Source organism: Colwellia sp. 6_MG-2023, from assembly GCF_030547765.1.
Lineage (GTDB): Bacteria > Pseudomonadota > Gammaproteobacteria > Enterobacterales > Alteromonadaceae > Colwellia.
Map to the genome: position 1 here is coordinate 200,039 of NZ_JAUOPP010000003.1, position 13,383 is coordinate 213,421.

The 13,383-nt window shown below is 36.5% G+C and carries 12 protein-coding genes; 3 read left to right on the top strand and 9 right to left on the bottom strand.

From position 1 onward, the window contains the following. Positions 1-78: 78 nt before the first annotated feature. The 6 genes from fliG to Q4503_RS03620 form a co-directional block, all read right to left on the bottom strand. Positions 79-1,134 carry a flagellar motor switch protein FliG gene (gene fliG / locus Q4503_RS03595; RefSeq protein WP_215973357.1) on the bottom strand — a complete coding sequence of 352 codons (1,056 nt, stop codon included), beginning with the start codon at positions 1,132-1,134 and terminating at the stop codon, positions 79-81. After that, complete coding sequence (gene fliF, locus Q4503_RS03600; RefSeq protein WP_303601401.1) at positions 1,127-2,827, bottom strand: flagellar basal-body MS-ring/collar protein FliF; 1,701 nt, start codon at positions 2,825-2,827, stop codon at positions 1,127-1,129. The genes fliG and fliF overlap by 8 nt, the downstream gene beginning before the upstream one ends. Before the next feature lie 192 nt (positions 2,828-3,019). Then, positions 3,020-3,382 (bottom strand): flagellar hook-basal body complex protein FliE, encoded by a 363-nt coding sequence (gene fliE / locus Q4503_RS03605; protein WP_303601393.1) that lies wholly within the window; start codon positions 3,380-3,382, stop codon positions 3,020-3,022. Between the two features lie 236 nt (positions 3,383-3,618). After that, positions 3,619-4,959 carry a sigma-54 dependent transcriptional regulator gene (locus Q4503_RS03610; RefSeq protein ID WP_215973359.1) on the bottom strand — a complete coding sequence of 447 codons (1,341 nt, stop codon included), beginning with the start codon at positions 4,957-4,959 and terminating at the stop codon, positions 3,619-3,621. Then, positions 4,946-6,235 carry a PAS domain-containing sensor histidine kinase gene (locus Q4503_RS03615; RefSeq protein ID WP_303601394.1) on the bottom strand — a complete coding sequence of 430 codons (1,290 nt, stop codon included), beginning with the start codon at positions 6,233-6,235 and terminating at the stop codon, positions 4,946-4,948. Before Q4503_RS03615 ends, Q4503_RS03610 begins: the two co-directional genes overlap by 14 nt. A gap of 226 nt (positions 6,236-6,461) precedes the next feature. Beyond that, positions 6,462-7,997: a sigma-54 dependent transcriptional regulator gene (locus Q4503_RS03620; protein ID WP_303601395.1), complete on the bottom strand. Its 1,536-nt coding sequence runs from the start codon at positions 7,995-7,997 to the stop codon at positions 6,462-6,464. Between the two features lie 237 nt (positions 7,998-8,234). On the opposite strand from Q4503_RS03620, the gene Q4503_RS03625 reads away from it, so the two are divergent. From Q4503_RS03625 to Q4503_RS03635, 3 genes are all read left to right on the top strand, one after another. Continuing rightward, the gene (locus Q4503_RS03625; protein ID WP_303601396.1) at positions 8,235-8,567 is read left to right on the top strand and encodes a hypothetical protein; all 333 of its coding nucleotides are present in this window, start codon (positions 8,235-8,237) and stop codon (positions 8,565-8,567) included. Positions 8,568-8,677: 110 nt separating this feature from the next. Then, positions 8,678-9,076 carry a flagellar export chaperone FliS gene (gene fliS / locus Q4503_RS03630; RefSeq protein WP_215973362.1) on the top strand — a complete coding sequence of 133 codons (399 nt, stop codon included), beginning with the start codon at positions 8,678-8,680 and terminating at the stop codon, positions 9,074-9,076. Next, positions 9,076-9,462 carry a hypothetical protein gene (locus tag Q4503_RS03635; RefSeq protein WP_215973363.1) on the top strand — a complete coding sequence of 129 codons (387 nt, stop codon included), beginning with the start codon at positions 9,076-9,078 and terminating at the stop codon, positions 9,460-9,462. The genes fliS and Q4503_RS03635 overlap by 1 nt, the downstream gene beginning before the upstream one ends. A gap of 117 nt (positions 9,463-9,579) precedes the next feature. Here Q4503_RS03635 and fliD read toward each other — a convergent pair whose 3' ends face one another. The 3 genes from fliD to Q4503_RS03650 form a co-directional block, all read right to left on the bottom strand. After that, complete coding sequence (gene fliD / locus Q4503_RS03640; RefSeq protein ID WP_303601397.1) at positions 9,580-11,649, bottom strand: flagellar filament capping protein FliD; 2,070 nt, start codon at positions 11,647-11,649, stop codon at positions 9,580-9,582. A gap of 65 nt (positions 11,650-11,714) precedes the next feature. Beyond that, the gene (locus Q4503_RS03645; protein WP_303601398.1) at positions 11,715-12,122 is read right to left on the bottom strand and encodes a flagellar protein FlaG; all 408 of its coding nucleotides are present in this window, start codon (positions 12,120-12,122) and stop codon (positions 11,715-11,717) included. A 154-nt stretch (positions 12,123-12,276) separates the two neighbouring features. Beyond that, the coding region (locus Q4503_RS03650; RefSeq protein WP_303495252.1) for a flagellin at positions 12,277-13,383 on the bottom strand (1,107 nt) is incomplete at its 5' end.

The following is a 13,383-nucleotide window of genomic DNA, read 5'->3' on the forward strand; positions in this document are numbered from 1 at the left end:
TGTTAAACGAATACTTAATAAATCAAATAAGTATAAAGCCCAAACAGCAAATAAGTATTTTACTATCATCAATGACAATTATAAGAACTCATCGCCACCGCCACCACCAAGCATAATTTCACCTGCGTCAGATAATCGACGAGCAACGGCAAGAATTTCTTTTTGTGCAACTTCTACTTCACTAATACGTACAGGCCCCATTGCGTCAAGATCATCTACTAGCATTTCAGCAGCACGCTTCGACATATTACTAAGGAATTTTTCTCTGAGAGCTTCATCTGCACCTTTAATAGCTTTCATTAGCGCGTCTTGTTCAACTTCTCGTAAAATTGCCTGCATGCCTCTATCATCAACATCCGCTAAGTTTTCAAAAATGAACATTAAATCTTGAATTTGTTGACTCATTTCTTCGTCGTTTTCTCGCATCGAGTCCATCAGTGTACCTTCAACGTTAGTATCAAGATAATTCATGATATCTGCTGCAGCTTTCAAACCACCCATTTTGGCTGCTTGAGCACCTGCTTGGCCAGCAAATTGTTTTTCCATAATCTCATTTAATTCTTGAAGTGCGGCAGGTTGTACTTCTTCTAAGTTAGCAATACGCATCATCAAGTCTAAACGCACTTTATCTGTAAACTGGCTCATAATTTCAGCAGATTGCTCTGGTGCTAAATAAGACAGTACAATCGTTTGAATTTGGGGATGTTCATTTCTTATAATATTTGCCACTTGCTTAGAGTCCATCCATTTTAAAGAGTCTAAACCTTTTGACGCCCCGCCCATAATAATTTGATCAATGAGATTGCCAGCTTTATCTTCACCTAAAGCGGCCGTTAAGGCTTTACGAACAAAATCTTCACTTTGAAAACCAATAGTAGAAAAGTTTTGAATATCATGAATAAACTGTTTATGTACTGCGGTAATCTTCTCTTGTGTGAAGTCTTCCATTGCCGCCATAACAGTACCGACTTGTTGTACTTGCTTAGGCTCTAGATGCTTCAATATTTGTGCAGCATCCTCTTCAGATAGGCTTAACAATAGAATCGCAGCCTTCTCACTGCCTTCTAATTTACTAATATCAAAACTTGGTTTTGTTGCGGTAAGCTCTCCGCCTGTGTTTAATTCATCACTCATCTTCGGTCAACCAACTTTTAACTACTTGAGACGACAATTCAGGTTCATTAGCAACTAATGCTCGAACCGCTTTTAATATATCTTCATCACGATGAAGGTCTGGTAATTGTAAGCTACCATCAGGAGCAAAACCAACATTACCTGCATCGAAGTCTGACGTTAGCATATCCATGGTTTCATCACCAAGATCTATATGACTATCAAGGGATTTATCACCATAATCATCTGGTGAACTATCTGGGTAAATTAAACGTTTCAACATCGGACGAACAACAGCCATAATTAGCACTATAATTACTACAGCCGCCATCAGAAGTTTTGATAATTTCAAAAACCATAACTGTTCCCACATTGGCAACACATCAGCTTCACCAAGATCAATACGATTAAAAGGAATAGTAATAACTTCTAAAACATCCCCTCTTTGTAAATCAAAACCAATACTTCCTTGTAATAAACGTCGAATAGAAGCTATTTCAGCAACACTTCTTGGTATTTTAGCAACCGCTGCAACGGCTGTTTCTTCAGCTTCAGGGTCAACTGCAGGTGCGATGCCATCAACATAATCAAGTGCTACTGACACACTCACTCTGCGAACAACCCCTGTTTGCTGTTTGGTGTGACTGATCGCCTCATCAAGTTCATAATTTTTAGTTGATTCACTATGCTTTCTGGTTGGTGTTGACTTCACCTGTTGACCTTCTGCATCTTCTGGAATACTTGATTCAAGTGGTGGTTGGTTAGTTAAAGCACCAGGAATACCACCTAATAAACCACCAATAGTGCTATCTTCAACTTTCATTTCGCTGCGCAGCGCAGGTAAATCAGAGTTATAACGACGAGCGGTTTCTTCTACATTGGTAAAATCCATGGTTACATCCACTTGCGCAGTGTAATTACCTAGGCCAACGATAGGAATGAGTATATTAGAAATTTTATCCATATATTCTTGTTCGCGCTTTTGTTCAATATCTAATTCATTACGCGAACGAGCAGACACTGAATTTTGGCTGCCTGAATTTAATAAACGACCATTTTGATCTGTTACCGTTACACGATTAGGACTCATTCCTTGAACTGATGAGGCAACAATATCAACAACAGCATCAACTTCTTCAGCCGAAAGTAAACGTCCTCGCTGTAAAGTCAGTACTATTGTCGCTGAAGGATTTTTCTCGCGGCGAGCAAAAATATTCTCTTTTGGAATAGCAAGTAATACTTTCGCGCGTGAAACACTTTGTAATTCTTCAATAGTATTAGCGATGCGTTGTTCTCTACCATACTTTAAACGTTCTTGTTCTAAACGTTGACTAACACCAAAGCCCATATCTTGCATTACCATATCTTCGCCTTCTGTCGCTTCAGCTGATAAACCTTCGCGGGCTAATAATAACTTTATGGTTTGATATTCATCGGTTGGTACTGAGAGAGTGTTATTTTCTTGACGATAATCAACTTTATTGGCATCAAGAAAATCCATTGTTTTAATAAGTTGCTCTGTAGGTTGCTTCGCTAAAAAGCGGTATTCAGGTTCGTTCGCGAGGATAATGACAAAAACAGAAATAGCTAAACAGATTGATAGCGCGACAACTAAGGTGATTTGACGTAAGGTATCAGCATTACCTAAAGCAGCGGCAAAGCCTGATTTTTTTTCTTCAATAGCGTTATCATCACCATAATCATTGGCAATCATGGAACTATTATTATCTGTTGCTACCATTGAATTTGTATCTGCCACTTTACTTCTCCGCTTACTACTGCTATTTATTTTTCATACTCACATTTAAGTGAGAGTAAATCATCAAGAGCAAGGCGCTTGAATGAGTAATAGCTGGCCTATTGCGATTGAAAGCAACGCCGCTATTGGTTATTTGATCCGCTTAAATTACACTGGCATGCTCATAATTTCTTTATATGCTTCAACAAATTTATTACGTACTTGAACTGTAGCATCTAAAGCAATACCAGATTTTGACGATGCAATCATGACATCACCTAGCGAAACACTGCGATCTCCCATTTCAAAAGCCATTTTTTTAGCACCGGTATCTTGCTGTAATTCATGAACTGTTTTTAATGCATCAGTGAGTAAATTACCAAAATCATTACTTGATGAGTTAATTTTCCCTGCTGAATTAACACCTGGCATACCTTCCATATCACCACCAACGGCTGGAATCCTATTACCAGACGCTTGTAATGACATACTTTGCATTTGTGCGAATAAAGAATTAGTACTGATGTCCATAGTAGTCTCACTTGTGTCAATTTTTTGCTATAACGCAATAAAAATTATATATAACTAGTAATTCTGCAAGCATAGTGCCAATAGATTGCAAATATAGAATACACAGACAAGATAATTATAAACCAAATTAAAACAATAGGTTAAAAATATAGAATAATTAAGAATGAGGGGTGTTTAAGACAAAATAACGTCAGCTGCCTAAATGAACAGCTGACATTGAAAATAGAAAACATAATTTATGCAGGAATTTTAATACCTGAATCGCGCATTTTGGCAATTTTATAACGCAGGGTTCGCGGGCTAATACCTAAACGTTCAGCAACTTCTTTTCTACTACCGTGACAAGCTTGCAAGGTATCAAGAATAATTTGATTTTCTTGCAGCTTTAATTCGCTACCTAATTTATCTTCAGGTGCAATAATATTATCAACTTCATTAACACTTGATGTTTCAAAGTTTTCAATCATTAAGTTATTTGCATCAATCACTTGATTGCTTTGTAAAATTAAAGCTCTTTGAATAACGTTATCCAGTTCACGTACATTACCCGGCCAACTATAGGCATTTAATTTACTTCGGGCTGCCGCTGTAAATTCAGCAACTTGTTCGCCTGTTTTTTGACAGTAACTCGCCACCATATGCTGAGCCAACGGTATAATATCATCTGGACGTTGTGCTAAAGGCAGCCAAGTTAACGGGAAAACATTTAAACGATAATATAGATCTTCTCTAAAATCACCCTGTTTGACAGATTCCTTAAGATTACGATTACTCGTTGCTATAACACGCACATCCAATTTTATTGTTTTCCTACCACCTAAACGCTCTACTTCACGCTCTTGCAATACACGTAAAATTTTAGCTTGTAAGCCTAAATCCATCTCGGTGATTTCATCAAGTAAGATTGTCCCTCCTTGTGCCTGTTCAAATTTTCCAGGGCACGCTTGAATTGCTCCGGTAAAAGCGCCTTTTTCATAGCCAAATAAAGTGGCTTCTAGCATATTTTCAGGAATTGCAGCACAGTTAATTGCAATAAAAGGTTGTTGAGATCTAGGTGAATTATTATGCACATACTGCGCTAACACTTCTTTACCTGAGCCACTAGGACCAAGCACCATAACCGATGCCTCCGTTGTGGCAACTTTACGTGCTAAACTTAATAACTCAACACTGCTTTTATCCGCAACAATCGGCGTATTTTTATCAATCTCTGACAATGGTATATACTGGCTTACCATATTTAACAATACTTCTGGCGAGAAAGGTTTAGCAATATAATTACAAGCACCATGTTTCATTGCTTCAACAGCATCATCAATAGTGCCGTAGGCTGTCATCAATAATACCGGTAAATTAGGATGATTTTTTTTAATATTTTTTAATAAAGAAAGTCCTGACATACCACCCATTTGCACATCACTAATGACAATATCAACACTATAGTTTTTCAATAAAAGCAACGCACTTTCGGCTGAATCGGCTTCAATGCATTGATAATTAGCTAATGTGATAGTATCAATCAATGCTTCTCGTAAACCAGCATCATCTTCAACAACCAATATTTTATGATGACTCATGAGACTTCTCCTGTTGGTTTATGTTTTGTACTGATTCATATTGTGTTTCACTAGCCTTATTTAGTAACGGTAATTTAAGACAAAAATGTGCGCCTTCTCCCGGCTTACTTAAATAATTAACTTTACCTTGATGTGCTTCCATAACTGATTTCACTACCGCTAACCCAAGCCCTGTTCCCTTATGGCTAGAGGTATAAAATGGTTCAAATATTTTATCGATATGTTTAGTATTAATACCTGCGCCATTATCTTTAACACTAATATAAACAGTATTATGCTGACTATAAATTTGAATGTTAATCACAGGTTGTTTAACTTTGTTTGCATCTGTTGCTTGTAATGAATTATGAATAAGATTCTGAATGGCACCAGTTAACGCATTTTTATTCGCTAAAATAAAATGATCATTATCAGGTAAGTGAATATTAAGTTTCGCGTTCGCTTTAATAATTAATGCATCCATTGATTGGGTTGCATCATTAATCAGCTCATTAACTGACAACGATTTAACAACTTGCTCATTACCACTTTTAGAAAATAACAGCATGTCATTAACTTGCTGCTCTAAATCATGCAACCGTGAACTTAACTTCTCTTGGAAACTAACACGAGACTCATCAGAAATACTTTTATTCAATAAATTAGCGCTATATAACATAGCTGCAGAAAGTGGTGTTCTAATTTGATGAGCTAAAGTTGAGACCATTCGCCCCAATGATGACAGTCGTTGCATTTGACCGACTTTATCTTGTAATAAGCGGGTCTCAGTTAAATCAGTTATCATGATTAACTGTCCTGGTTGTTCACCTAAACTCGCTATCTCTAATTTAACACGACGACCATCTTTAAGAGATACTTCATGCCAATCATCGGCACGAGGTTTAAACGAACGAGCAATCACACTAAACCAAGGTTGTCCTAAAATAGGTTCATCAAGTAAAGCTCTAGCCACTTTATTAATTTTTACAACCACACCATTACCGTCTAGCATAACCAAACCGGTCGGCATCATTTCAATCAACTGATCAGCCATTTCAGTGTAATTTGAATGTCGATTTTTTTGTTGCAGAAAGTTTAGGCCAGGGTGTGTTTTTTTTTGTGGGCGAACTTCATTTGGAGTAGACTTATTTTGAGACAATTGCGCTCGTAATGACGCTAATTCACCAGGAAAAGCCTCTTTTTCTAATAAAGTTGAGTCTGCCAATGCATTCGTTAGCAGTGGGATTTTTACAGAGTTAAAACCATTATTAGCAATAAAATGCTGTGCAAGTGCCATAAAATCAACGTCCAAAATAAATTTATATCACGTTGACTAAAGCATTATACGTGCCACAGTTTTTATTCTTATTTATCAAAACTTTAAAGTGTTATTTTTACTAAAATCACACTGTCAAATGATTGGCATTAGCTTGACTCGTAAGGTTATTCCGAGTTTAAACTGTTATTTAAAAACACATGAAGGGGCCAAATTTCATCTATAACAGTTTGCATTAGCAGTATAGTTAGCCCGGTTTATGTAAATTATATTTACGCATTTTCTCAACAAGCGTTGTTCTGCGCATGCCTAAGGTTTCTGCGGCACGTGCTACAACATATTGATGTTTAACTAAGGACTGAGAAATGAGTGATACTTCTAACTCAGCGAGGTATTCTTTCAGATTGACTCCTTCGTTTGGCAAGACACTCTCATTTGAAATAGCGTTATGATTTTCGGCTACTAACGTCTGACTTTCACTTTGATTAAGGCCATCAATACCATCTTTATCGGTGATATCGTCATCGTTATCATCCTCGTAATCGAAGCCAGCAAATAACTCATTAATAGCCTCTCTTTCTCGTAATTCTTCTGGATACTCAGGTGTATATACTTCGGCATCAATATGTTGATATTTTTGCGGTAATTCAGCTACGTCGACAATTTGATCACCATACATAATTAGCATACGTTCAATTAGGTTAGACAATTCACGAACATTCCCTCCCCAAGAATGTTCCATTAATGACTCAATAGCTTTATCAGTAAAACGAACTGTTCTTTTTTGCTCTTGTTCAAAGCGAGCAAGTAACTCTTTTAATAATAGAGGAATATCTTCTTTTCGTTCTCGTAATGCTGGTGTTTCAATAGGAAAAACATTTAAGCGATAAAATAAATCTTCGCGAAAGTCACCAGTTTTAATCATATCTTCTAAATTTTGATGGGTTGCTGCAATAATACGCACATCTGCTCTTAAACTTTTACTACCACCAACACGTTCAAAAGTACGCTCTTGTAAAACACGCAATAACTTCACTTGCATTGGTTGTGGCATATCGCCGATTTCATCTAAAAATAAAGTACCGCCTTCAGCCAATTCAAAACGACCTTTTCGTGTTGAAATTGCGCCAGTAAAAGCTCCTTTTTCATGCCCAAACAACTCACTTTCTAATAATTCAGCAGGAATAGCGCCACAATTAACAGGGACAAAAGCGCCATTTGCACGTTCAGACAAATCATGAATATTACGTGCAACCACCTCTTTCCCTGTTCCTGATTCACCAAGTACCAACACGCTTGCAGGATTTCTTGCCACTTGTTCAATTAAAAAGCGAACATCATTCATTAACTTACTTGTACCCACCAAGGAGCGAAATAAAGCACTCGAATTAAGCTTAGGCCCTGTTCGGGGTAATTTATTGTGGTATTGATGACAATGATGGATAAGTTCAGTTAATTGGGCGTAGTTTAACGGCATAGTTAAGCTCGCAATAACATTAAAATAACCATCTAAAATATTAGCATCGACAACATCGTGTAACAGAAAAGGTATCTTAGGGTTATTTTCAACTAACTTTATGGTTTCAGATGACACATCCCCAGAAAGAATTATCGTTAATATATACTCACTTTCTTTAAGACACTCTTCTATGGTATTTGGAGGACATTGTATAAAATGCTCACCAATAAAGGACAATACTGTTGCCATTTGATGAGATCTACCCACATCATTATCAATAATAAGGATTTTTTTGTGACCTTGAGTATGATGTATTGAGTTCATAAGCAACTGTTAATTATACCGATTAGAATTATACTATTCATGATTCTATCAACTAGTATTAAATAGGCAACAAAAAATTGACACTAGAAGTCATTATTTTGTCACTTAGTTAATCGATTAAATAAATAAATGTATTTAGAAAATATACATTCAGCCGATAATAAGTATTAACTTAACTGCTACTTATTAAAAATTTTTAGGCTTATCATTAACTGTCAAAAAATACTGGCACAATATATGAATAATGATGATAAACCTATTAACTTAATGGAAAGTAAAATGCTAATTTTAAATGGTAGTGCTGAGTATATGTTAACAAATAATGAGCATGTTCAAGGCAGTCGATATGGCTTTAATATATTTGTAAAGAAAGATGATTTAAATTCTCAATTAGCCGATATAGAAAAATATCTTGTCGATAGAGGCTGGGATAACATTGAAATTACCGATAATGGCCTTATTGAAAATATTGAAGGTATAAACCATGCTATATTAATAGAAGCATTTAAAAAAGCACAACACGAGGGACTTTCAGTTGTTGTAAATAACAACGCTATAGAAAGTAACTAATGTAGAATATGTATAAAATGTATGCAACATGTAAAAATATATCGGTTGACTTACAAAATGTACATTTATTATTTAACACCTAGTCAGTGTTATTATCTTTGGAGTAAGTAATGGCCCATGTTTCACTAAAAAAATACCAGCAAACAACGGTAAGTAATGCAGGAGAAGCAACACCCTATCAATTAGTTGCTATGTTGTTTCAAAAATTATTGGACAATATTGCAACTGCTAAAGGTGCTATCGCTCAAAAAGACTATGCCAAAAAAGGTGCTCAAATATCAAATGCTATTGCTATTCTAGGTGTTTTAGAGGGGTCTCTTGACCATAGTCAAGGTGGTGATATTTCAGAAAATTTATCTGCTTTATATACATTTAGCTCTGAAAAATTATTTGAAGCGAGCACAAATAACGATATTGAATTATTAAATGAAATAGCACTTATTATTATTCCAATAAAATCAGGTTGGGACTCAATACCTCCAGAAGAACAAGGCAAGGTCAGTTTTTAATGCCAAATAAACTAAAAACTCGCCTTGAAAACATTGTAGAAATATCGCGACAAGCACTGTTGCAGCTTGAAATTCAAGTAAAGAATACAATTACGTCAAATGATGAAAATATATTAACTGATAATCTATCAATTAATGAAGTTCAATATCAACTAAACAGCGAACAATTACTTAATTTGCTCGCTAAACGTCAAGCACTTATTAGCCAGTTATTTGAAAACTACACACAAAAGCAACTTAGCGTCGAACTAACAATGATTAATGAGATGATCACCTTAGATCAAAAATTAACCTCGTTATCACAAAAGAATAAGCAAGCATTAGCAACACAAGTAACAAAACTAAAAAAAAGCAGTAAAGTAAGAGATCTTTATAATAAATATTAATTATAATCAACTAAATCACACTGAAAAAAACACCAATAAACACTTTAACAGTAAAGTGTCTAGTAGTGTTTCTCAGAATAATAGTACTGATTAACTCATAGCTTTATTAACTATAGGCTAGCTGCTAGATTTAACGACTCCAGGCATATTCTCTAATTGGGCTAGTAAATATGATCCAGTTGAGCTCAGCTGTGCGACAATAAGGTCCATCGCATTATATTGCGATAACAATCTTGCTTCTAATGACTCCATTTTTAACTGAAAAGCCTCATATTCAGTGTCTAACTTATCTAATTGAGCTGTTTTTCCATCCATTCGTTGTTGTATTATACCGTCACTGTCAGTATAAAAGCCAAGAAACTCATCCATATTATTAACAAATCCATTATCGCCTTCAGCTCCTAAAAAAAATGTTTGTACTCTATCAGGAGACTCTTCAATTAAGTCATCAAGCGTATCTTGCTCAAAACTTAGTGTTCCATCAAGTTCGGTACGAATACCTAATTGTGATAACGTTAATGTAGTGTCATTACCTGAATCAAATGCTTGATTGAATTGGCTACGAATTTTAGTCATAACCCCACGAAGTAAAGAGTCACCTGATAAAGCACCACCGCCGTTTTCACTTGAACTTCCTAATTGATCACTTAAAGCAACTAAAGCATTGAAACTTTCAACAAATGTGTTAATGCCTGCAGCTACATTATCATTATCTTCGGTAATTGTTATTCTACTAATATCATCACCAACATCATGTACTTTATTCGCAGTAATAGTCACACCATCAATAACATCTTTAAAAGTATTCTCACTATTAGTAACAGCAATAGTACCATCAATTATAATTGATGCATCTGCGGCTGCATCAACCTCTGACATATGTCCAATATTTGCGGTCGCAGTTTGATTAACAGAGCTAAACTGCGATATACCTGACATGTCATTATCGTCACCATCATCATCTAGTGCGGTTACCGTAATAGCGTGAACATCACCTGACTGTCGACTACTAAACATCAAGTGTTCATCACCAGCATCATCAATGACAATACTCGCTTTAATAGAGGTATTGTCACCATTATTATTAATCGCATCAACAATGTCATCTAATTTGTCTGTTGCGCTAATATTTACATCAAAACTATTGCCGTCAGAGCTAAATGATAATGTACCAGATCCTACGGTATCGTTTGAATCAAAACCATTCACTGAGGTTAATTTGTTTGTAGTATCTGAAGATAATCGAGATAAACCTGTCATATCGCTATTACTGACACTTGGCACATCCATATTTACAGATGCAAACTGAGAAATACCATTTAAATCACCATTACTACCATCACTATCAGCAGCAGTAACAGTAACCGCGTTAGCAGTTCCAGGTTCAATAGAATTAAACACTAAATGTTGGCCAGTACCATCGGTAACAATCCTAGCAACAACTGAGGTATTATCTTCACTATCATTAATAGCTGTTACAATATCTGACAACGTGTCGGTAGCACCAACAGCAATATCAAAATTATTACTACCTGAAGCAAAAGATAATGTACCAGAGCCGACAGTATCAGTTGAAGTAAACCCAGCGACTGAGGTTAATTTATTGCTTTGTTCAGTAGCATTGACCGTAATGGCATTATCTAGGCCTGTTTTTTTACTATTTAACACAAGGTGCTGACCTGACGAGTCAGTAATAATAGTTGCGCTAACAGATGAATTACTACTGCTATCATTAATCGCGTCACGAATATCACTCAACGTATCCGTATCAGAAACAACGATATCAAAAGTATTATCACCTGACGCAAATGAAAGGGTTCCCTCTCCTACCGCCTCATCGCCATCAATAGCAGAAGACAACAATTTATGTTGGGTAGCTAAAGCTAAAACTTCTACAGAATAATTCCCTACTTCAGCTTCTTTATCTGATGATAAACTAACAAAATCATCTCGCCCTGAAATAGTACGCTGTTGGTATTCATCTTCATCACCAAGAGCTCCAAAAGATGCGGTCACATCTTCTAAAGCTGACTTTAGCGCCCCCACTGCAGATATATCGGTAGTATATGCACCTTGCAGCGTAGCCATTCTCGACTCATAAGGCACACTTTCAGCACTAACCATTGCATCTACGATAGTAGAGACTTCAAGGCCAGATCCTATCCCGGTAAATGAAATACCTGTCATGAAAATTTCTCCTTTAACCTATAAAATTGAGAATATACTGCACGTAAAATTTAACTAAAAATTAATTAAACTTTTGCATCAACAAAACCACCAACCATCTCTGACAGTTTTGAGACTAAGGTTAAGACTTCTTCAGAAGGATATTGTTTAATTAAATCCCCTGAAGTCTTATCGATAACTTTAATAACATCTCGGCCAGAATCTTCATCAACCACAAATTTTATATTTCGATTTAAATCACCTATAAAATCTTGCAATTGTTGAGCCACCTTATCTAACTGTTCAACATTTAGGGGCTCATGATCAACAATATCTTCTGATAATTTTTGTGTATTATTTACTTGCTTATCTTCAGTAATAGTTTCACCGGTACTTTGGTCTATTGCATTCTTTTGAGTAATTGTATCACTAGTACGTTTATATTCTGACGCTAAACCTGTTAACCCTAGGTCATTACCATTTTGGACATTCATAGCATACTCCTTTTAAATCACCACGTACTTTTACAATGAACAACTTACCGTAAGAATCAGTATAAATTATCGTGATCAGTTTATCAAAACGAAAAGGAAAGAGCTGAGACCCATTCCCTTTCGTCATTTAAGTATAATCAAAATCTTCCATTTATTAACCAAGAAGACTTAATGCTGCTTGTGGTAATTGGTTAGACTGAGCCAATATAGTTGTACCCGCTTGTTGCAATATTTGGTTTTTCGTCATTGTTGCTGTTTCTGAAGCAAAATCAGTATCTTCAATACGGCTTCGTGACGCTGATACATTTTCTGCTACATTAGACAAGTTACTGATAGTGTGGCTAAAACGGTTTTGAACCGCACCTAAATCAGCACGTTGACTATCAATTTGTGCTAACGCTGCATCAATAGTTTGTATTGCAGATTGTGCACCAACACTTGTTGTACCAGATATATCAACATCTTCAACTGACGTTAAGGCAGCTGTACCACCTGTTGCAGCCATACTACCACCTAATATTTCATTAACAGAAGCACCCGACACACCAATTTTATCAGGTGAAGATAAATGTAGTTCAGAAGACACCGACTGAACACCCGCTGCAGTACCACCGCTTAATGTTGCAGTTCCTGTAGCATAAGCTTCAAGCTCAATACCGTTAACGCCAGTCGCTTTAATCGTTAAACTACCACCACTCTCAACAACATCATAACCATCTGCAACCATATCTTCAGCTAATCGTGCTGCATCGCCACCATAAGTCGCTAAGTCATAGGTATCCCCACCAATTTTTAAATCACCACCAGAAGCTGAGTCTAAATTGTCTAATGTTGCCTCTAGAGAGGCAGTAGCGGTAACTCCTGTCGCAGCTGCGTTGATAGTATCTGCAATATCAGCAGCACCATCACCAGCAGCAATAGCTACTGCTTTACCATTTAAACTCCAATTATCTGTGGTAGTGCCGTGGTTACTAGCAAGAGTTGCATCTTCTGCATCACCAAGATTTGTCGCTGCTGCTGCTGCTGTACCTCCCCCTGTGACTTCATAAGCCCCTATAGAGTCTGCTGCCATATTACCTAACGAAACATTAATGGTTTCATTGGCGTTAGAGCCTACTTGGAATTGTTTTGTACCAAAACTACCATCAAGCAATGCTGTAGCACCAAACTTAGTGGTTTCAGAAATACGGGTTAATTCTTGTTGCAGTGCACCTACTTCTTTTTGAAGCGCGGCACGGTCATCTGCACCATTTGAGCCGTT